Here is a 19,789-nt window from a genome sequence, read left to right on the forward strand (position 1 = left end):
GCGGGCGCGCTCCTGATTACTTCTTCTCGGCCGTGGCAGGCGCCGGACCGCTGGCTGCCGCCGCCGGGGCGGAGGCCGCCTGCGCTGCCGGTTGTGCCGCGCCATTCGGCGTCGGCTTCTTCCAAGGTACTGCCTTCACGGGCGTGCCGGGCGGCATCATCTGCAGCTTCTGGAAGCCGTCGACCATCACCTGCTCGCCGGCCTTCAGGCCATCGAGCACCACCCACTGGTTGTCCTTGGCGGCGCTGATCTTCACCGTGCGCGGGCTGATCTTGCCGTCGGCACCCACCACCGACACCGTGTCACCCTGCTGGGTGCGCGTCACGGCCTGCTGGGGAATCGCAATCGCGTTGCTGGCCTGCGCCTGCTCCAGCCGCACCCGCACATACAGGCCGGGCAGCAGCTCGCCCTTGGGGTTGGGCACCTCGGCGCGCAGCGTGACCTGGCCGGTGGTCGAATCCACCGTCAGGTCGGAGAACAGCAGCTTGCCGGGCAGCGCGTACTCGGTGCCGTCTTCCAGCACCACCGTCACGCTGGCGGCTTCTTCGCCGTTGGCCCGTTTGTATTGGCCCGCTGCCAGCGCGCGGCGTAGCTTCAGCACGTCGGACGCCGATTGCGTGAAGTTCACGTACATCGGGTTGATCTGCTGCACCACGGCCAGCTCGGTCGCGTCGCCCTGGCCCACCAGCGCGCCTTCGGTCACCAGCGCACGGCCGATGCGGCCCGCGATGGGGGAGGTCACGTCGGCATAGCCCAGGTTGATCTTGGCGGTCTGCACCGCGGCGCGGCCCGAGGCCACGTCGGCCTCGGCCGTCTTTTGCGAGGCCACGGCGGTCGCGTATTCCTGCTTGCTCACGGCATTGGCCTCGACCAGCGGCTTGTAGCGGTCGGCCAGTGCCTTGGCCTGCACGGCGTTGGCTTCGGCCCGGGCCAGCGTGGCCTGCGCGTTCTGCGCGGCCGCCACCAGCGGTGCCGGATCGATGCGGAACAGCAGCTGGCCGGCTTTCACGTCGCTGCCTTCGCGGAACTCGCGCTTGAGCAGGATGCCCGAGGCGCGGGCGCGAACCTGGGCCACGCGGGAGGCCTCGAGGCGGCCCGGCAGCTCGGTCACCAGGCCCACGTCGGTCGGCGTGGCAACCACCACGCCCACTTCAGGAGCGGGCCGGGCACCGCCGCCGCCACCTGCGCCGCCCGGTCCGGCGGGCGCATCGCCCTTGGAACAGGCCGCGAGCGCCAACACCACGGCAGCGGCCACGATCGCGAGGCGCGGCGAGAACGAAGACTGACGCGAAACATGCAGGAGAGGCATGCGAATCCTTTGAAGCAAAGACGGGAGACGGCGTGTTCGCGAAGCGAACAGAAAGCCAGCGTAAACAGCCGGGCCATCGGGGAAGCCCGCTAGTTTACATACATTCATGGATGTATAGTGACAACCCCAATGGCCCCACGATACCGAAAGGGCTTGGCTTTACAAAACGGGAGACTTGGTGGCACGTCGTACGAAGGAAGAGGCACTGGCCACGCGGCATCGCTTGCTCGATGCTGCGGAGCTGCTGTTTCAGGCGCAAGGCGTCTCGCAGACCTCGCTGCAGCAGATTGCGCAGCAGGCCGGGGCCACGCGCGGCGCCATCTATTGGCACTTCAAGGACAAGGCCGACCTCTTCAACGCCATGATGGAGCGCGTCATCCTGCCGCTGGAGGCCGGCCCCAGGGCCGCCGCGGCAGCGGGCATCAACGACGACCCGCTGGGCGAGATCGAAGAGGGCATGGTGCACGCCCTGACCCTCATGGCCACCGACCCCCAGGTGCGCCGAGTTTTCGACGTGGCCACCCACAAGGTCGAATACACCCACGACATGGCCTCGGTGCAGCAGCGCCACCTGGACGCGCGCAACGCCTGCGTCGCCGATTTTGAAAAAGCCCTGCGCACGGCCGCGCGCCGCGACCACATCAAGCTGCCGGTGCCCGGCCACGTGGCGGCGCAGGGCCTGCACGCGCTGATCAGCGGATTGATCCAGAACTGGCTGCTCGACCCGGCCGCCTTCGACCTGGTGCCCACCGGTCGGCGCACCTTCCGCGTTTACCTGGCCGGACTCGGCTTTGCGCGGAACTCGGCAGCGGGTATTGGGAACGAAGCTGAAGAAGTCGTCGCCTGATGGGCGATAATGCGCGGCTCCGGTTCTGCCGGAGCCCAGATTCCTCGCTGTATTTCAACGGATAGAATTCGGCCCTCCGAAGGCTGAGATCCAGGTTCGATTCCTGGCGGCGGGACCAAATGCAAGCCGGACACTTTCAAAGGTGTCCGGTTTTTTTGCTTTCTTGTCTGGGAAGTTCTTTTCTAACGCCCGATTGGTCCGAGGAAATTGGACCTAGTCCGATGGTAGTTGGGGTACAGATCGGGGTACGAAATCGGCAGATTGGGGGACGGGGGCCGACGCCTCTCATTTTCTGAGCGGCGTCGGATGCCGGGCGCCTTGGGGTGAGCTCATTGAAGCCAGCCGCGAAGTGAGCTTCGCTCAAGGGCGGCTTCAGACTGGCTGCCGACGGACGGAGGAGAACGACCGCCGCTGGCGAAACTTGCCGTTCATGCATATCCAACGTGGCTTGTCCGGTGTGCGTCGCAACCAGCCGCCCAGCGACGCTCAGATGCCCGGGTGCTCCGCCCACCTCGGAAATACGTCCTTGAGTCGCTCGACCGTGTGACGCCACTTGGGCGTTGTCGGCTGGGAACCAAAGGCGCCGGCTGATCGCCGACGCGCCAGATGCCGTGGTGAATAGGCATCGCGCTCTCCTCAAGCTACTAGCTTCAGCAGTTGTTTCTCATTGCGAACCTGGAGGCACCAGCGCGCCACCGACGACAGTTCCGCCGACCGATGGGTGAGTTCGCGCACCTTTGCGCGCACCTCAAGAAGCTTGGCCTTCGCGGCCGGGTTCTTTCCAGCGGCGCACTTTGCTTTCGCAGCCAGGAAACCGACCTGCGTGAACTGCGGCGTAAAGATGGTGGAGAGAAAGCCCAAAGAAGGCGGCACTCCGTTCTGGGGCTGTGTGAACTACGGAAAGACGCGGTGTCGCTTCAGGCTCTACACGGTGGCTGATCGATAGCTTGACCGCTAGTTGATTCGACTCACGCCCCGCGAACTCGCGGCTCGACCGCACCAGCGTGCGCTCCGCGCCACCGAAAGCAAGCTTCGCGAACTTCATCGGCCAGCGCCGACAGGGCTTCGGAAGCGCTGCCGCTTTCAGCGTGCTGGATCACGAAGCGCGCCGGCGGCAGCGCCGGCAAAAAACTTCCCGGCGGAATGGAGCGCAGGCCGGGCGGCATGCCCGACGGCGTCAGCACGGTGATGGCCAGGCCGGAGGCGGCGGCCGACACCAGCGCGCCAGAACTTTGGGCGGTCAGCACGATCTGCCAGCTCGCCGCGCCGTGGCCGGCCAGTGAAGCGAGCGCGGCTTCGCGGAACGGGCAGGGCTCCGAAAGAAAGGCCAGTGGCGCGGGCGCGTCGGGGTCGAGCAGCGCCCGCTCGGAAAAGGCCCACACCAGCGGTTCCATCCAGAGTGTCTCGGTGTCGCTTCCGGCATCGCAGACCGTTCCGACCATCAGGTCGAGCGAGCGCTGCCGCACCTGTTTGGCCAGCACCGTGCTGATGCCGCCGGTGATCTCCACGTGCACGTCGGGCCGGCGCTGGCGAAAGCCTGCGAGCGCGGCAAACAGCCATTCGCTCGGAAATCCTTCCGAGCACCCGAGGCGCAGCGTCGTCGGCGCATGGCGGGGCGCCGCGAGCCGAGAGACCGCCTGCTGCTGCAGGTTGAGGATGCTCCTCGCATAGCTCAGCAGCACGCTGCCCTGGGCGGTGAGCTGCAGCGAGCGAGTGGTGCGCTCGAAGACCCGGCAGCCCAGCTGTTCTTCGAGCCGTTTGATCTGTGCGCTGACGGCCGATTGCGTCAGGTGCATGGCTTCGGCCGCGCGGGTCACGCTGCCGTGGTCGGCGACCGAGACAAAGGCGCGCAGTTGCTGGGAATCGAGCATGGCTTTTATTCAGTGCAGTTTGTTCTGAATTACCGCAAATTATGTTGCTTGTGCGCGTGTTGGTTGATGTCTAGCCTCGGTTGACCTGAACCACTCACGCTCTGCAAGCCATGAAAGAACTCCTGTACATCGAGACCTCTCCCAGGCAAACGCGCTCGGCCAGCATCGAAGTGGCCGGCGCATTCATCGACGAGGTGAAGCGCGTCCACCCGGCGTGCCGTGTCACCACGCTCAACCCCTGGACGATGGCGCTTCCGGAGCTGTCGCAGGACATGCTCGACGCCAAGTACGCCGGCATCAACGGCGTGCCGCTCACCGCCGCCCAGCAAACGGCCTGGGACGAAGTCCGGCGCATCGCCGCGCCTTTCCACGCGGCGGACCACATCGTGCTGGCGATGCCGCTGTGGAACTTTGGTATTCCCTACAAGCTGAAGCACCTGATCGACGTGGTGTCGCACAAGGACGTGCTGTTCCGCTTCGACGCCTCGGGCCTGTCGGGCATGCTCCAGACCCGAATGGCGACGGTGGTGTGCGCGAGAGGGTTGGACTATCCCTTGGGGAAGGATGGCTCGGCGCACGCGCTCGACTTTCAGCTGCCCTACATCGAGACCTGGCTGCGGTTCATTGGCGTGCGCGAGGTGCGCGCGGTCGTGGTCGAAAAGACCTTGATGGGGCCCGAGGTCGATGCCGGCGCGCGGACCGATGCAAAACGCCGCGCGGCCGAGCTTGCCGAGGGGCTCTGAGGGCCTGAGAGCGGCCGGTTGCAGGGGCGCGCGGACCCTGACACCATGGCCGCATGACCACCTATCAACTGCACTACTGGCCCACGATCCAGGGCCGCGGCGAATTCGTGCGGCTCGCGCTCGAGGCGGCCGGCGCAAACTATGTCGACGTGGCGCGGCTGCCCGAATCGAAGGGCGGCGGCGAGGCCGCATTGGGCGACCGGCTCGACGACCCCGAGATCGTGCGGCCGTCCTTCGCGCCGCCGTTCCTGATCGATGGCGACATCGTCGTCGGGCAGACCGCGGCCATCCTGCTGTACCTCGGACCTCGCCTCGGCCTTGCGGGCGTCGGCGAATCCGACGGCCTCTGGACGCACCAGCTGCAGCTCACTATTGCCGACGTGGTGGCGGAGGCGCACGACACGCACCATCCGATTTCCACGGGCGCCTACTACGAAGACCAGCGCGACGCGGCCGTGCAGCGCGCGCGGGCCTTCCGCGAAGAGCGGATTCCCAAGTTCCTGAACTGGTTCGAGCGGGTGCTGCAGCGCAATCCGGCGGGGCCGTCGCACCTCGTGGGCGATGTGCTCACCTATGCCGACCTGTCGCTCTTCCAGCTGGTGGAGGGCCTGCGCTATGCGTTCCCCAAGGCTGCGGCCAGGGCGCTGGCCGCCACGCCCGCGGTCGAGAAGCTGCACGACAACGTCAGGCGCCGCCAGCGCGTGCACGACTACCTGCAAAGCCCGCGCCGCATCGCGTTCAACGAAGACGGGATCTTCAGGCGCTATGCGGAGCTGGACGGCTGAGGTTATTCGTCGTCGGCCGAGCCGGCCTCGCTGCGGATGCGCAGCGCCGTTTCGTACAGCGCATTGCGGGGCGCGCCGCTGATCTCGGCCGCCAGCCGCACCGCCGTCTTCACGGGCAGCTCGGCCAGCAGCAGCCGCAGCACGCGTTCGCCTTCGGCGCCGTCGTCGGTGGATGCGGCGACCGGGTGCAGCACGAGCGCGAATTCGCCGCGCGTGCGGTCTCGGCCGGCGGCAAACCAGCCCGGCAACTCTGCGGCGGAAACGGTCGCAATCTCTTCGAACTGCTTGGTGAGCTCGCGTCCCACGGTGATGCGGCGCTCGCCCAGCGCGGCCAGCGCGCGGGCCAGGGCCTCGATGCGGTGCGGTGCCTCCAGCAGCACGACCGCGCGGGGCTCTTGCGCGAGCGCCTGCACGGCGGTGTCGCGCTCGCCCGCCTTCGTCGGCAGGAAGCCCGCGAACACGAAGGCGCTGCTGGCGCTGCCGTCGCTGCCACCCTCGGCCACCAGCCCGGCCGCGCCGACCAATGTGGTCACGCTGCTTGCGCCCGGCAGCGGCAGCACGCGCTGGCCGGCTGCGCGCACCGCGGCCACCAGCCGTGCGCCGGGGTCGCTCACGCCCGGCGTGCCGGCGTCGCTCACGTAGGCGATGCGCTCACCCTGGGCGAGGCGCGCAACCACCGCCTGCGCCGCCTCGGCCTCGTTGTGCTGGTGCACGGCCAGCAGCTGGCCACCCGGCCGGTCGATGCCGTAGGCGCGCAGCAGGCTCTGAGTATGGCGCGTGTCCTCGCACGCGATGGCGTCCACGATCTGGAGCACGTGCAGCGCGCGCAACGTGATGTCGGCCAGGTTGCCGATGGGCGTGGCCACCACGTACAGCGTGCCCTGCGGATAATGCTGTGCACCCGAGGCGTCGCGCGCGGCTGCAAGGGCGGCGCCGAAAGAAGCGGGTGCTAGTGAAGCCAATGGGTTTCTCCGAAGAAACAAAAAAAGAAAGCCGACAGGGAGCAAGCATGAAGACCATCACAACGACGACGAAGCGTCGTGGCGATGCCGCGGAAGACGCCGCGCTCGACCATCTGCAGGATGCCGGCCTGGTGCTGGTTGCGCGCAATTATCGAATGCCCGGGCGCGGCGGCGGCGAGATCGACCTGATCATGCGCGATCCGCACGACGCCACGCTGGTGTTCGTCGAGGTGCGGCAGCGCAGCACCGGCACGCACGGCGGTGCCGGCGGCAGCATCACGGGGTCAAGCAGCGCCGCATCGTCTTCGCGGCGCGCCACTACCTGAACGGCCTGCGCGCGCTGCCGCCGTGCCGGTTCGACGTGGTGCTGGTCGAGGAGCGCATCACGTGGCTGAAGGGCGCTTTCGATGCGGGCGGGAACTGAACGGCCCGCGAAGGCTCCACACCGCACACGTCTTGTTTCATTGCCCCCCGGTATCATCCCGCCCCATGCTCGAGCAACGGATTCAGCAACACTTCATCGATAGCGCCGACCTCAAGTACCAGGCCGGCCCAGTCCTTAGCAAACCCATTTCGCAAGCCATGCAGGCCTTGCTCGCGTGCGTGACCAGCGGCGGCAAGGTGCTGGCCTGCGGCGCGGGCGTGTCGGGCCTGCTCGCGGCCCAGTTCGCGGCCCATTTCGTGGGCCGCTTCGAGCGCGAGCGGCCTGAGCTGGCCGCCATCGCGCTGCCCGGCGACAGCACCGACCCCACGGCCGACAGCGCCAACGCCATCGACGCCGACCGCTTTGCGCGCCAGGTGCGCGCGCTCGGCCAGGCCGGCGACGTGCTGCTGGTGCTCAGTGCCAGCGGGCAATCGGCCGCCGTGCTGGCCGCGGTTCTGGCCGCGCACGAGCGCGACATGACCGTGGTCGCGCTGCTCGGCAATGCCAGCGCCGGCCAGGCTGCATCGCCCGGCGCGGGCAGCAGCGGAACCGGTGGCGCCATCGGACGCGCGCTGCGCGAAACGGATGTCCAGATCGGCGTGTCGCACGAACGTGCGGCGCGTATCCACGAAGTCCACCTGCTCGCACTGCATTGCCTGTGCGACGGTGTGGATGCCCAGTTACTCGGAGAACAGGAAGCTTCCACATGACGACCACACCGTTCCAACGCCTCGCCATTGCATTTGCCTCGGGAGCCGTGCTGGTTGCCGCGCTTTCGGCCTGCGTGCCGCTGGTGGTCGGGGGGGCCGCCGCGGTGGGCATGGGCATGGTGGCGACCGACCGCCGCAGCTCCGGAGCCCAGCTCGACGACCAGGGCATCGAACTGCGCGCGGCCGCGCGCGTGCGCGAGATTGCCAACGACAACATGTACGTGAGCGTCACGAGCTACAACCGCCAGGTGCTGCTGACGGGCGCCGTGGGCAGCGAGGCCGACCGCCGCCGCGTCGAGGACCTGGTGCAGCGCGTGGACAACGTGCGCTCGGTGGTCAACGAGCTCACCGTCGGCCAGCCCAGCACCTTCCCGGAACGCTCGAACGACCTCTTCATCAGCGGCAAGATCAAGGCTTCGCTGCTCGATGCCAAGGACATCTTCGCCAATTCGTTCAAGGTGGTGACCGAACGCGGCGTGGTCTACCTGATGGGCATCGCCACACGGCGCGAAACCGACCGCGCGACCGAAATCGCACGCGGCGTCTCGGGCGTGCAGAAGGTGGTGCGCGTGGTCGAGATCGTGAGCGAGGCCGAACTGGCCAGCCAGGCGCAGCGGGGCGGCACGGGGGCGCCTGCGCCTGCACCTGGGCCCGCGCCGTCCTCGTCTTCTTCGCGCGTGCCGCTGCCGCCGATGGAACCGCTGCCGCCGGCCCAGCCCGGCGGCGCGACGCCCACGCCGGTGCGCTGACCAGAAACCAAAGAAAAAGCCCGCTTGCGCGGGCTTTTTTTATTACTTGAGCCGGGTGATCAGGCTCGACGTGTCCCAGCGCTTGCCGCCGGCCTGCTGCACGTCGGCATAGAACTGGTCGACCAGCGCCGTCACGGGCAGGCGCGCGCCGTTGCGCTTGGCCTCGTCGAGCACCAGGCCCAGGTCCTTGCGCATCCAGTCGACGGCAAAGCCGTAGTCGAACTTGCCTTCGATCATGGTCTTGCCGCGGTTGTCCATCTGCCAGCTCTGGGCGGCACCCTTGCCGATCACCTCGAGCACCATCTTCATGTCGAGGCCGGCGCGCTGGCCGAAGGCAATGGCTTCCGAGAGGCCCTGCACCAGCCCCGCGATGGCGATCTGGTTCACCATTTTTGCGAGCTGGCCGGCGCCGCTCGCGCCGAGCAGCGTGACGGCCCGCGCGAAGGCGGCCATCACGGGCTTGACCCGTTCGAAGCTCACCTTGTCGCCGCCGCACATGACGGTGAGCGCGCCGTTCTGCGCGCCGGCCTGCCCGCCGGACACCGGCGCATCGATGAACTGGAAGCCGGCCGACTGCGCCGCATTCGACAGCTCGCGCGCCACGTCGGCCGAAGCGGTGGTGTGGTCGACGAAGACGCTGCCTGGCTTCATGCCCGCAAAGGCACCGTTCGGGCCCAGCACCACGGCGCGCAGGTCGTCGTCGTTGCCGACGCAGCCGAACACGATGTCGGCGTCCGTTGCCGCTTCGCGCGGGGTGGCGGCATGGCGGCCGGGGGCGCCGAATTCGGCCACCCAGGCCTGGGCCTTGGCCGGTGTGCGGTTGTAGACCGTGACCTTGTGGCCAGCCTTGGCCAGGTGCCCGGCCATCGGCCCGCCCATGACGCCAAGGCCCAGGAAGGCCACCGTCTGGGAGGGTGTGGATTCGTAGGTTCGGGGATTGATGCTGCTCATGGACGAGAGCTTAAAGCCAATGAGCCGCCTTCGTCTCGGAACAGGCTCAGCCCAGTGCACCCGCGGAACCGGCTTTGCCGGGCCGCCGGGTGCGCCCCCCAGTGGGGGGAGGCGCCGAAGGCGCTTCGGGGGGCGTCTTACACAATCGCGAAATGCTCGGTGCCTGCCGAGAGGTCGGTGCTGCGTGCGCGCTGGCTGTTGAGCTTGATCTGCAGGCGCAGGTCGTTGGCCGAGTCGGCGTTGCGGATGGCGTCTTCAAAAGTGATCGAATGGCTCTCGAACAGGTCGAACAGGGCCTGGTCGAAGGTCTGCATGCCCAGGTTGCGGCTCTTGCGCATGATCTCCTTGATCTCGCCCACCTCGCCCTTGAAGATCAGGTCGGAAATGAGCGGCGTGTTCAGCAGCACTTCCACCGCGGCCACGCGGCCCAGCCCGTCCTCGGTGGGCACCAGGCGCTGCGAGACCAGCGAGCGCAGGTTCAGCGACAGGTCCATCAGCAGCTGGGCGCGGCGCTCTTCGGGGAAGAAGTTGATGATCCGGTCCAGCGCCTGGTTGGCGCTGTTGGCGTGCAGCGTGGCCATGCACAGGTGGCCGGTTTCGGCAAAAGCCACTGCATGCTCCATGGTCTCGCGGTCGCGGATTTCGCCCATCAAAATCACGTCGGGCGCCTGGCGCAGCGTGTTCTTGAGCGCGGCTTCCCAGCTGTCCGTGTCGATGCCCACTTCGCGCTGCGTCACCACGCAGTTCTTGTGCGGATGCACGAACTCGACCGGGTCTTCCACCGTCACGATGTGGCCGTAGGAATTCTCGTTGCGCCAGTCGATCATCGCGGCCAGCGTGGTCGACTTGCCCGAGCCCGTGGCGCCCACCATGATGGTGAGGCCGCGCTTGGTCATGGACACGTCCTTCAGCACCTGCGGCATGCCCAGCCCGTCGATGGTCGGCAGCTTGGCCGGAATGGTCCGCAGCACCATGCCGACCTTGCCCTGCTGCACGAACGCGTTCACGCGGAAGCGGCCGATGCCGGTCGGCGAGATCGCAAAGTTGCATTCCTTGGTGCGCTCGAACTCCGCCGTCTGGCGGTCGTTCATGACCGAGCGCGTGAGCGCCAGCGTGTGCTGCGCGCCCAGCGCCTGCTGCGACACCTTGGTGACCTTGCCGTCCACCTTGATCGCGGGCGGAAAGTCGGCGGTGATGAACAAGTCGCTGCCGTTGCGGCTCACCATGAGCTTGAGCAGGTCGTTGATGAACTGGCTGGCTTGATCGCGTTCCATGATGTGTCGGTGCTCCGAAGGGCTGGGATCAGCCTGGGAAATTTTCGGGGATCTTGGCCTTGCCGCGCGCCTCGGCCGCCGAAATGGCATTGCGCCGGACGAGGTCGGTCAGGTTCTGGTCCAGTGTCTGCATGCCCGCGCCCTGGCCGGTCTGGATGGCCGAATACATCTGCGCCACCTTGGCCTCGCGGATCAGGTTGCGGATGGCCGGCGTGCCCAGCATGATCTCGTGCGCCGCCACGCGGCCCTGGCCGTCCTTGGTCTTGCACAGCGTCTGCGAGATCACGGCCTGCAGCGATTCGGACAGCATGGCGCGGATCATTTCCTTTTCCTCGCCCGGGAACACGTCGATGATCCGGTCGATGGTCTTGGCGGCCGACGAGGTGTGCAGCGTGCCGAACACCAGGTGGCCCGTTTCGGCCGCGGTCATCGCGAGGCGAATGGTTTCCAGGTCGCGCAACTCGCCCACCAGGATGGCGTCCGGGTCTTCGCGCAGTGCCGAGCGCAGGGCGTTGGAGAACGAGAGCGTCATCGGCCCGACCTCGCGCTGGTTGATCAGGCACTTCTTCGACTCGTGCACGAACTCGATCGGGTCTTCCACCGTCAGGATGTGGCCGTACTCGTTTTCGTTCAGGTAGTTGACCATCGCGGCCAGCGTGGTCGACTTGCCCGAGCCGGTGGGCCCCGTCACCAGCACCAGCCCGCGCGGCTTGAGCGCCAGTTCCGCGAAAATCTTCGGCGCGTTCAGCTGCTCCAGCGTGAGGATCTTCGAAGGAATGGTCCGGAACACCGCGGCCGCGCCGCGCGCCTGGTTGAATGCATTCACGCGGAAGCGCGCCAGGCCGTCGATCTCGAACGAGAAGTCGACCTCCAGGAACTCTTCGTAGTGCTTGCGGTGCGTGTCGCTCATGATGTCGTACACCATGGCGTGCACCGCCTTGTGGTCGAGCGCATCGACGTTGATGCGCCGCACGTCGCCGTGAACGCGAATCATCGGCGGGAGCCCGGCCGACAAATGCAGGTCGGAGGCTTTGTTCTTGACGCTGAATGCCAGCAGTTGGGTAATGTCCACGGGGCTCCTCGATCGAGTTCGGTGACGTTTTGATACGATTTGGGGACGATTATGACGATGATTGGCGACGACCTCCAGCAAGTAAAGAGCCGGATCGCAAAGGCGTGCGCCGCCGAGGGGCGCAACCCGACCGAAGTCCGGTTGCTGGCGGTGTCCAAGACCTTCGGTCCGGAGGCCGTGCGCGAGGCCCATGAGGCAGGGCAGCGGGCCTTTGGCGAGAACTATGTGCAAGAGGGGCTGGACAAGATCGAGGCGCTTTCGGATTTGCGCGCACAACTCGAATGGCACTGCATCGGCCCTCTGCAAAGCAACAAGACGCGGCCCGTGGCCGAGCATTTCGACTGGGTGCACGGCATCGACCGGCTCAAGATTGCCGAGCGTCTTTCCGCGCAGCGGCCGGCGCATTTGCCGCCGCTGCAGGTGTGCCTGCAAGTCAACGTGGATGGCGGCGCGAACAAGTCCGGCGTGCCGCCGGAAGAGGCGCTGACGCTCGCACGCGCTGTGGCGGCGTTGCCACATTTGCAGCTGCGCGGGCTCATGGCCATTCCCGAACCGGCGCCGGATTTCGCCGCGCAGCGCGAACTCTGCCTGCGCGCCCGCGCCGTCTACGACGCCATTCGAGCCGCCGGCATCGAGATCGACACGCTCTCGCTCGGCATGAGCGCCGACCTCGAGGCGGCCATCAGCGCCGGCAGCACGATGGTGCGCATCGGCACCGCCATCTTCGGCGGCCGCCCGAAAAAACCGGCCTGACGCTAGACGTCGAGCGGCAGCCGCGCGCTGCTCTTCACTTCTTCCATGACCGCGTAGGTACGGGTTTCGCGCACGCCGGGCAACTGCCACAGCACCGTGCCCGCGAACTCGCGGTACGCCGCCATGTCGGCCATGCGGGTCTTGAGCAGGTAGTCGAAGCCGCCCGCCACCATGTGGCATTCCATGATCTCGTCGCGCACCTGCACGGCCGCCTTGAACTGATCGAACACGTTGGGCGTGGTGCGGTCGAGCAGTATTTCGACGAACACCGTGAGGCCGCGCCCGAGCTTGTGGGGATCGAGCCTCGCCTCGTAGCCCAGGATGAAGCCGTCCCGCGTGAGCCGCTGCACCCGCGCCAGCACCGCGGTGGGCGAGAGCGCCACCGCCTCGGCCAACTTGAGGTTGGTGATGCGGCCATCCTGCTGAAGAATCTTCAGGAGCCGGAGATCGATGCGGTCCAGGTCCAGGTCGTGCATTGGTGAATTATCCGGTTGAGCCTATATTTTTTGGCAAAAGATTCGGTCTATATCCAAAGACCATAGGGGATAGCCCCAAGGAACTGCCATGCACCTGCCTATCCCTTACCGGCCCGAAGCCGACATCGTCTCGCACCGCCTTGCCTCGCTCGAAGGCGCCCTCGACTGGAGCGCCGCCGTCGCCGCCGCGCGCCCCTGGGTGGAGGCGGTGCGACGGCACCCGCCGCCGTTCTGGGCCATGGAAAGCCTGCTGCGCGAATACCCCATCTCCAGCGCCGAAGGCCTCGCATTGATGCGCCTGGCCGAGGCGCTGCTTCGCGTGCCCGACGCGGCCACGGCCATCGCGCTCACGGCCGACCAGCTGGGCCGGGCCGATTTCGAGGGCGCGGCCGATTCCACGCTGTCGCGCCTTTCTTCCGCGGCCATCGCGATGTCGAAGAAATTCCTGCCCGAAGGCGACCACCCGCCCGGCCTCATGGCCAAGCTCGGCGCGCGCACGGTGGTGGCTGCCACGCTGCGCGCAGTGCAACTGCTGGGGCGCCAGTTCGTGCTGGGCCAGACCATCGCCGAAGCCATGGACGAGGCCCGCTCGGCGCACCGCAAGCAGGGCGCCCTGCGCTTCAGCTACGACATGCTCGGCGAAGGCGCGCGCACCGACGCCGATGCGCTGCGCTATCTCGAGAGCTATACGCATGCCATCCGCGCCATCGCGGCCGGTGCCGATGCGGCGCGACCGCCCGAGCACAACGACGGCATCTCCATCAAGCTCAGCGCGCTGCATCCGCGCTATGAAGACGCGCAGCGCGAACGCGTGATGCGCGAACTGGTGCCGCGCGTATGGCAGCTGTGCGAGCTGGCGGCCGCGGCTAACCTCAACCTCACCATCGACGCGGAAGAAGTCGACCGGCTCGAGCTGTCGCTCGACGTGTTCGAGGCGCTGGCCGCGCGCGTGGCGGCCGAGCAGCCGCAGTGGCGCGGCTTCGGCCTCGCGCTGCAGGCCTACCAGACGCGGGCGCTCGAGCTGATCGAGCATGTCACGGCGGTGGCGCGCAAGCACCGGCTGCGCCTGATGTGCCGCCTCGTGAAGGGCGCCTATTGGGACGCCGAGATCAAGCGCGCGCAGGAGCTCGGGCTGCCGCACTATCCGGTCTTTACGCACAAGCATCACAGCGACGTCAGCTACCTGGCCTGCGCGCGTGCGCTGCTTGCGGCGCCCGACGCGATCTATCCGCAGTTCGCCACGCACAACGCGGGCACCATCGCGGCCATCCTGCAGATGGCCGAAGCGGCGCAGGCGCCGTTCGAGCTGCAGCGCCTGCATGGCATGGGCGAGGGCGTCTACCGCGAAGTGATGAAGAGCACGGCCGCGCCGGTGCGCGTGTATGCGCCGGTGGGCCAGCACAAGGACCTGCTCGCCTACCTCGTGCGGCGCTTGCTCGAGAACGGCGCCAATTCATCGTTCGTGAACCAGCTGGGCGACGAGGCTGTGGACATCGACGAGCTGCTCACGTCGCCGCTCTGGCTCGAGCCCACCAACGCCAACCTGCCGCTGCCGCCGGCGCTCTATGGGCCTCTTCCTGCGCGGCGCAACAGCGAAGGCGTGGACCTTGCGGTCGAGTCGATGCGCGCGCCGCTGCTGGCGGCCCTGGCAACCACGGCCGTGCCTCGCGTCGAAGCGTTCGATGCGGCCAGCGCGGCAACGGCCGTTGCCGCCAGTGCCGCCAGCTTCCGCAGCTGGCGCAAGACGCCGGTCGAGGCGCGCGCCGCCATGCTGCGCCAGGCCGCCGATTCGCTCCAGCGCGAGCTGCCGCGCTTTTGCGCGCTGCTGGTGAAGGAGGCCTTCAAGACCTGGGGCGACGCGGTCGCCGAAGTGCGCGAGGCCATCGATTTCCTGCGCTACTACGCCGACGAGGCCGAACGCATCATGCAGCCCGTGGCACTGCCCGGTCCCACTGGCGAGAGCAACGAGCTGCGGCTCACCGCGCGCGGGCCCTGGGTCTGCATCAGCCCCTGGAATTTTCCGCTCGCGATCTTCATGGGCCAGGTGGCGGCCGCGCTGGCCACGGGCAACACCGTGCTGGCCAAGCCGGCCGAGCAGACGCCAGCCGTCGCACTCGAAGCCGTGAAGCTGCTGCACGCCGCCGGCGTGCCGACCGACGCGCTGCAATTGCTGCATGGCCCGGGCGAAACCGTGGGCGCGGCGCTGGTGGCGGCGCCGGGCGTGGCGGGGGTGGTGTTCACCGGCTCGACGCAGGTGGCGCGGATCATCCATCGCGCGCTGGCGGCCAAGGACGGCCCCATCGTGCCGCTGATCGCCGAGACCGGCGGCATCAACGCGATGCTGGTCGATTCCAGCGCGCTGCCCGAGCAGGTGGTCGATGCCGTGGTGCAAAGCGCATTCCGCTCGGCCGGCCAGCGCTGCTCGGCGCTGCGCCTCCTGGTGCTGCACGACAGCATTGCCGACGCGGTGATCGAGATGATCCGCGGCGCGGCCGGGGAACTGGCCGCCGGCGACCCGGCCCGGCTGTCGACCGACGTGGGCCCCGTGATCGACCGCGAAGCCGCCGACAACATCCGGCGCGACCTGAAGCGGCTGGATTCGGAGGCGAAGCGTCTTCTTGCACCGGCTTCTTCTTCGACCGAGGGCAACCTGATCGTGCCGCAGGCCTTCGAGGTGACCTCCATCGACCGCGTGACCAGCGAAATCTTCGGCCCGGTGCTGCAGATCGCGCGCTGGGGCCGGGGCGGGCTGAGCGATCCCGCAGAGGTGATCGACCGCATCAACGCGCTCGGGTACGGCCTCACGCTCGGCATCCAGACCCGCATCGATTCGCGCGCCCAGGCGCTCGCCACCCGCGCGCACGTGGGCAACATCTACGTGAACCGCAACATCATCGGCGCGGTCGTCGGCGTGCAGCCCTTCGGGGGCGAGGGCCTGAGCGGCACCGGGCCCAAGGCCGGCGGGCCGCACTATCTGTATCGCTTCTGCGCCGAGCAGACGGTCACGGTCAACACCACGGCGGCCGGCGGCAATGCGGCCCTGCTGAGCGCGGTGGCGTAGGCCCTTGGGCGGGTGGCCGGCCAAGCCGCTCTTGCATAACCGTCCAACGCGGCGTGCATAAGCCATGGCGCGGCGGGCGGGAGAGGTCTATCGTTGCGGCCATCCATTCAAAACAAGGGACCTCCCATGAGTGAAAAGCTCTCCTTCGTCAATCCGACCGCCAACAGCCCCTGGGGCACGTACCTCTCGCAGGTCGACCGCGTGGTGCCCTACCTCGGCCCGCTGGCCCGCTGGGTCGAAACACTCAAGCGCCCCAAGCGCGCGCTGATCGTCGACGTGCCGATCGAGATGGACGACGGCACCATCGCCCACTTCGAGGGCTACCGCGTGCAGCACAACATGAGCCGCGGCCCGGGCAAGGGCGGCGTGCGCTTCCACCCCGACGTCACGCTGGAAGAAGTGATGGCGCTGTCGGCCTGGATGACCATCAAGACCGCGGCCGTCAACCTGCCTTACGGCGGCGCCAAGGGCGGCATCCGCGTCGATCCCAAGAAGCTGTCGCTGCAGGAGCTGGAGAAGGTCACGCGCCGCTACACGAGCGAGATCGGCATCATCATCGGCCCGCACACCGACATTCCCGCGCCCGACGTGAACACCAACGCGCAGATCATGGCGTGGATGATGGACACCTACTCGATGAACGTCGGCGGCACCGCCACCGGCGTGGTCACCGGCAAGCCGCTGCACCTGGGCGGCTCGCTCGGCCGCGTCAAGGCCACCGGCCGCGGCGTGTTCGTCACCGGCCGCGAGGCGGCGCGCCGCCTTGGCATGGACCTGCGCGGCGCGCGCATCGCGGTGCAGGGCTTCGGCAACGTGGGCTCGGTCGCGGCCGAACTCTTTGCGGAAGCGGGCGCCAAGATCGTCGCGGTGCAAGACCACACCGGCACCATCGTCAATTCGAACGGCCTCGACCTCGCCAAGCTGGTGCCCATCTCGCGCACCGACGGCGTGGTCGGCTTCAAGGCCGGCGGCGACATCGTGCCGAACGAAGACTTCTGGGGCGTGGCCTGCGACATCCTGATTCCCGCCGCACTCGAAGGCCAGATCACGGCCGAGCGCGCGCAGAGGACCACCGCCAAGCTGGTGCTCGAAGGCGCCAACGGCCCCACGGTGCCTGTGGCCGACGACATCCTGGCCGAGCGCGGCGTGCTGGTGGTGCCCGACGTGATCTGCAACGCCGGCGGCGTGACGGTGAGCTACTTCGAATGGGTGCAGGACTTCTCTTCCTTCTTCTGGGACGAGGACGAGATCAACGTGCGCCTGGACCGCATCATGATGAACGCGCTCAACCAGATCTGGGACACGGCCGACAAGCACAAGATCTCGCTGCGCACGGCGACATATGCCGTGGCTTGCGAACGCATCCTGATGGCTCGTCAAGAGCGCGGTTTGTACCCGTGATTTCTTGACGGAAAGGGGCGGTACGCTCGGGGCATGACCACCATCCCCGTGCAGAAACTCCCTCCCATTCCTGCGGACGGCCTGGCCCGCCTGCAGGCCCTGTTGGCCAGCGGGCAGCGCAAGCTGCTGGGGCTGGTCGGCGCACCTGGCGCGGGCAAGTCCACGCTCGCGCTGGCACTGCTTCAGGCCGTGGGCGCGGGCCGTGCGCAGGTCGTGCCGATGGACGGTTTCCACCTGGCCAACGTCGAGCTGCAACGGCTCGGCCGAGCCGGCCGCAAGGGCGCGCCCGACACCTTCGACAGCGCCGGCTATGTGGCGCTGCTGCAGCGGCTGCGCGCGCAGGGGCCGGACGACCCCATCGTCTACGCCCCCGAGTTCCGCCGCGAGATCGAGGAGCCGATCGCCGGTGCCATCGCGGTGCTGCCGCAGACGCAGCTGGTGATCACCGAGGGCAACTATCTCCTGCACGACGACGGCCCCTGGGCCGGCGCTGCGGCCATGCTCGACGAGGTCTGGTACGTCGAGATCGACGATGCGGTGCGCGAAGAGCGCTTGCAAAAGCGCCACCAGCAGTTCGGCCGCAGCGCCGAGGCCGCGCGCGACTGGGTGGCCCGCACCGACGCGCCCAATGCCCGCTTGATTGCCGCGACGCGCGTGCGTGCGCACCACGTGCTGCGCTGGTCCTGAAAATTCTTGTGCCGCGTTGGGGAACGCCGGCGCCCGGCGATGCTCGAAACCTCGCCGGCGGAGACGCCGGTTAGGATTCGCCGCTCCATGACCATGCCCCTTCGTTTCTCTTCCGCCTTTTCCGTCGTTCGCGCTCCGGTTCTGGTCCTCGGCCTGTCGTCGATCTTCTTGCTTGCCGCCTGCGGCAGCAGCCCGCGCCGGGTGTCGTACGAGACCGAGGAGTTCGACTCCACCACCACCCACACGCGCACCTACGCCGCCACCGAGGCCCAGACCTGCGAAGCCGCGCGCCGCGCCCTGCTGAGCCAGGGCTACATGATCAGCGCGGCCAACCCCGACCTGGTGACGGGGCGCAAGAGTTTCCAGCCGGCCTCCGAGGTGCATGTCGAGGTGGAGTTCCGCGTGGTGTGCGCGCGCGAAGGCGGCAAGGCCGGCAAGCGCAGCACCGTGGCCTTTGCGACCGCGCTGCAGGACCGCTACGGCATCAAGAAGGTCAATAGTTCGGCCAGCGTGGGGGTCGGCGCCTTCGGCTCGCTTTCGCTGCCTTTTGCCGGCAGCGACGACGCAATGGTCAAGGTAGCCAGCGAAACGCTGACCGACGAGCTTTTCTACGACCGCTTCTTTGCGCTGCTCGATCGTTTTCTCGAGGGCCAGGGCGGCGAAGAGCCCGAAGTGCCCAGCGTCGCGCCCGAAGCGCCGCGGCCATCGGCGCCGTTGGCACCCCCGGCGCCGGCCACGCCTTTTCCCGTGAAGCCGGTTCCGATCCCGGGTTGAGACCGGCCTGACGCGCTCAGCGCACCAGCGTCGATTTTCCGAACAGGCTCTCGATCAGCTCCACCGCCACCTCGGCGGTCTGGTTGCGCACGTCGAGCGCAGGATTGAGCTCCACCACGTCGACCGAGCCCAGCCGGCCGGTGTCGGCGATCATTTCCATGCACAGCTGCATCTCGCGGTAGGTCGGTCCGCCGCGCACGCCCGTGCCCACGCCGGGCGCAATGCCCGGATCGAGGCAGTCCAGGTCGAAGCTCACGTGCAGGTGGGTGTCCTCGTCCACGTCCTGCAGCGCCTCGGTCATGGTGGTGCGCATGCCGTGCTCGTCGATGTGGCGCATGTCGAACACGTGCAGGCCGAGGGTGCGGATGGCCTCTTTCTCGTCCGCGTCGACGCTGCGGATGCCGATGAAGCGGATGGCGTCGTGCTCCAGCGCCGCGCGTTCGCCGCTCCAGCCGGTGAGCACCGCGGGCCCGTGGCCCAGCAGGCACGACACGGGCATGCCGTGCAGGTTGCCGCTCGGGCTGGTGGTTTCGGTGTTGACGTCGGAGTGCGCATCGAGCCACAGCACGCGCAGCTTCTTGCCGCGCTTGCGCGCATGCCAGGCCACGGCGCTGATCGAGCCGATGGCAAGGCAATGGTCGCCGCCCATCATGAGCGGCACATGGCCGGTGCCCAGCGCGGTGTCCACGGCGGCGTAGACGGAACGGTTCCAGGCAATCACCTCGTCGAGGTGGCGCAGCCCGTTGGCCGGCGCGGTCCAGGGCGTGGCCGGCCCGGCGAGATTGCCGCGGTCGAGCACGGTGAAGCCCTGCCGCGCAAGCGCCTCCGGAAGTCCCGCCACGCGCAGCGCATCGGGGCCCATGCCGGCACCGCGCACGCTGGCGCCGACGTCGGTGGGGGCGCCGATCAGTTCGAGGGTGGTGCCGTTGTCGTTGCTCAT

Annotated in this window: 19 protein-coding genes, 1 tRNA gene and 1 pseudogene; 12 read left to right on the plus strand and 9 right to left on the minus strand. The window is 67.9% G+C overall.

The window, feature by feature from the left end; translation table 11 throughout:
• Positions 1–16: 16 nt before the first annotated feature.
• Positions 17–1,309 (minus strand): efflux RND transporter periplasmic adaptor subunit, encoded by a 1,293-nt coding sequence (locus ACAM55_RS01865; RefSeq protein WP_369654412.1) that lies wholly within the window; start codon positions 1,307–1,309, stop codon positions 17–19.
• 175 nt (positions 1,310–1,484) lie between these two features.
• Here ACAM55_RS01865 and ACAM55_RS01870 point away from each other — a divergent pair, with 175 nt between their 5' ends.
• Positions 1,485–2,156, plus strand: coding sequence for a TetR family transcriptional regulator (locus ACAM55_RS01870; RefSeq protein ID WP_369654413.1), 672 nt, complete (start codon positions 1,485–1,487; stop codon positions 2,154–2,156).
• 43 nt (positions 2,157–2,199) lie between these two features.
• A tRNA-Arg gene (locus ACAM55_RS01875) sits at positions 2,200–2,274 on the plus strand.
• A gap of 518 nt (positions 2,275–2,792) precedes the next feature.
• On the opposite strand, the gene ACAM55_RS01880 is transcribed toward ACAM55_RS01875, so the two are convergent.
• On the minus strand, positions 2,793–3,017 hold the full coding sequence (locus ACAM55_RS01880; protein WP_369654414.1) for a hypothetical protein: 225 nt from the start codon (positions 3,015–3,017) through the stop codon (positions 2,793–2,795).
• A 107-nt stretch (positions 3,018–3,124) separates the two neighbouring features.
• A complete protein-coding gene (locus tag ACAM55_RS01885; protein WP_369654415.1) occupies positions 3,125–4,027 on the minus strand; it encodes a LysR family transcriptional regulator in 903 nt (300 codons plus the stop codon).
• 110 nt (positions 4,028–4,137) lie between these two features.
• Here ACAM55_RS01885 and ACAM55_RS01890 point away from each other — a divergent pair, with 110 nt between their 5' ends.
• Positions 4,138–4,770: an FMN-dependent NADH-azoreductase gene (locus ACAM55_RS01890; RefSeq protein WP_369654416.1), complete on the plus strand. Its 633-nt coding sequence runs from the start codon at positions 4,138–4,140 to the stop codon at positions 4,768–4,770.
• Between the two features lie 53 nt (positions 4,771–4,823).
• Positions 4,824–5,555: a glutathione S-transferase gene (locus ACAM55_RS01895; protein WP_369654417.1), complete on the plus strand. Its 732-nt coding sequence runs from the start codon at positions 4,824–4,826 to the stop codon at positions 5,553–5,555.
• 2 nt (positions 5,556–5,557) lie between these two features.
• Here ACAM55_RS01895 and rsmI read toward each other — a convergent pair whose 3' ends face one another.
• Complete coding sequence (gene rsmI, locus ACAM55_RS01900) at positions 5,558–6,517, minus strand: 16S rRNA (cytidine(1402)-2'-O)-methyltransferase (protein WP_369654418.1); 960 nt, start codon at positions 6,515–6,517, stop codon at positions 5,558–5,560.
• 47 nt (positions 6,518–6,564) lie between these two features.
• Here rsmI and ACAM55_RS01905 point away from each other — a divergent pair.
• The 3 genes and pseudogenes from ACAM55_RS01905 (at position 6,565) to ACAM55_RS01915 (ending at position 8,400) form a co-directional block, all read left to right on the plus strand.
• Positions 6,565–6,941 (plus strand): annotated as a pseudogene (locus ACAM55_RS01905) (YraN family protein).
• A gap of 65 nt (positions 6,942–7,006) precedes the next feature.
• Positions 7,007–7,651: an SIS domain-containing protein gene (locus ACAM55_RS01910; RefSeq protein WP_369654419.1), complete on the plus strand. Its 645-nt coding sequence runs from the start codon at positions 7,007–7,009 to the stop codon at positions 7,649–7,651.
• Positions 7,648–8,400, plus strand: a complete 753-nt coding sequence (locus tag ACAM55_RS01915) for a BON domain-containing protein (RefSeq protein WP_369654420.1) — start codon at positions 7,648–7,650, stop codon at positions 8,398–8,400. The genes ACAM55_RS01910 and ACAM55_RS01915 overlap by 4 nt, the downstream gene beginning before the upstream one ends.
• Before the next feature lie 42 nt (positions 8,401–8,442).
• Here the strand turns inward: ACAM55_RS01915 and ACAM55_RS01920 are convergent, their stop codons facing one another.
• The 3 genes from ACAM55_RS01920 to ACAM55_RS01930 form a co-directional block, all read right to left on the minus strand.
• The gene (locus tag ACAM55_RS01920) at positions 8,443–9,351 is read right to left on the minus strand and encodes an NAD(P)-dependent oxidoreductase (RefSeq protein ID WP_369654421.1); all 909 of its coding nucleotides are present in this window, start codon (positions 9,349–9,351) and stop codon (positions 8,443–8,445) included.
• A 137-nt stretch (positions 9,352–9,488) separates the two neighbouring features.
• Positions 9,489–10,625 (minus strand): PilT/PilU family type 4a pilus ATPase, encoded by a 1,137-nt coding sequence (locus ACAM55_RS01925; protein WP_369654422.1) that lies wholly within the window; start codon positions 10,623–10,625, stop codon positions 9,489–9,491.
• A gap of 28 nt (positions 10,626–10,653) precedes the next feature.
• Positions 10,654–11,697 carry a type IV pilus twitching motility protein PilT gene (locus ACAM55_RS01930; RefSeq protein WP_369654423.1) on the minus strand — a complete coding sequence of 348 codons (1,044 nt, stop codon included), beginning with the start codon at positions 11,695–11,697 and terminating at the stop codon, positions 10,654–10,656.
• Between the two features lie 51 nt (positions 11,698–11,748).
• On the opposite strand from ACAM55_RS01930, the gene ACAM55_RS01935 reads away from it, so the two are divergent.
• Entirely contained in the window at positions 11,749–12,450 is a 702-nt protein-coding gene (locus tag ACAM55_RS01935; protein ID WP_369654424.1) for a YggS family pyridoxal phosphate-dependent enzyme, read from the plus strand.
• Positions 12,451–12,452: 2 nt separating this feature from the next.
• Here ACAM55_RS01935 and ACAM55_RS01940 read toward each other — a convergent pair whose 3' ends face one another.
• On the minus strand, positions 12,453–12,926 hold the full coding sequence (locus ACAM55_RS01940) for an Lrp/AsnC ligand binding domain-containing protein (RefSeq protein ID WP_369654425.1): 474 nt from the start codon (positions 12,924–12,926) through the stop codon (positions 12,453–12,455).
• Positions 12,927–13,014: 88 nt separating this feature from the next.
• On the opposite strand from ACAM55_RS01940, the gene ACAM55_RS01945 reads away from it, so the two are divergent.
• The 4 genes from ACAM55_RS01945 (at position 13,015) to ACAM55_RS01960 (ending at position 18,849) form a co-directional block, all read left to right on the plus strand.
• Complete coding sequence (locus tag ACAM55_RS01945) at positions 13,015–15,987, plus strand: L-glutamate gamma-semialdehyde dehydrogenase (protein WP_369654426.1); 2,973 nt, start codon at positions 13,015–13,017, stop codon at positions 15,985–15,987.
• A 126-nt stretch (positions 15,988–16,113) separates the two neighbouring features.
• Positions 16,114–17,388: a Glu/Leu/Phe/Val dehydrogenase gene (locus ACAM55_RS01950; RefSeq protein ID WP_369654427.1), complete on the plus strand. Its 1,275-nt coding sequence runs from the start codon at positions 16,114–16,116 to the stop codon at positions 17,386–17,388.
• Positions 17,389–17,421: 33 nt separating this feature from the next.
• A complete protein-coding gene (locus ACAM55_RS01955; protein WP_369654428.1) occupies positions 17,422–18,075 on the plus strand; it encodes a nucleoside/nucleotide kinase family protein in 654 nt (217 codons plus the stop codon).
• Positions 18,076–18,168: 93 nt separating this feature from the next.
• Positions 18,169–18,849 (plus strand): DUF2242 domain-containing protein, encoded by a 681-nt coding sequence (locus tag ACAM55_RS01960; protein WP_369656488.1) that lies wholly within the window; start codon positions 18,169–18,171, stop codon positions 18,847–18,849.
• Between the two features lie 16 nt (positions 18,850–18,865).
• Here ACAM55_RS01960 and rocF read toward each other — a convergent pair whose 3' ends face one another.
• A complete protein-coding gene (gene rocF, locus ACAM55_RS01965) occupies positions 18,866–19,789 on the minus strand; it encodes an arginase (protein ID WP_369654429.1) in 924 nt (307 codons plus the stop codon).

The organism is Variovorax sp. V213 (genome assembly GCF_041154455.1).
Lineage (GTDB): Bacteria > Pseudomonadota > Gammaproteobacteria > Burkholderiales > Burkholderiaceae_C > Variovorax.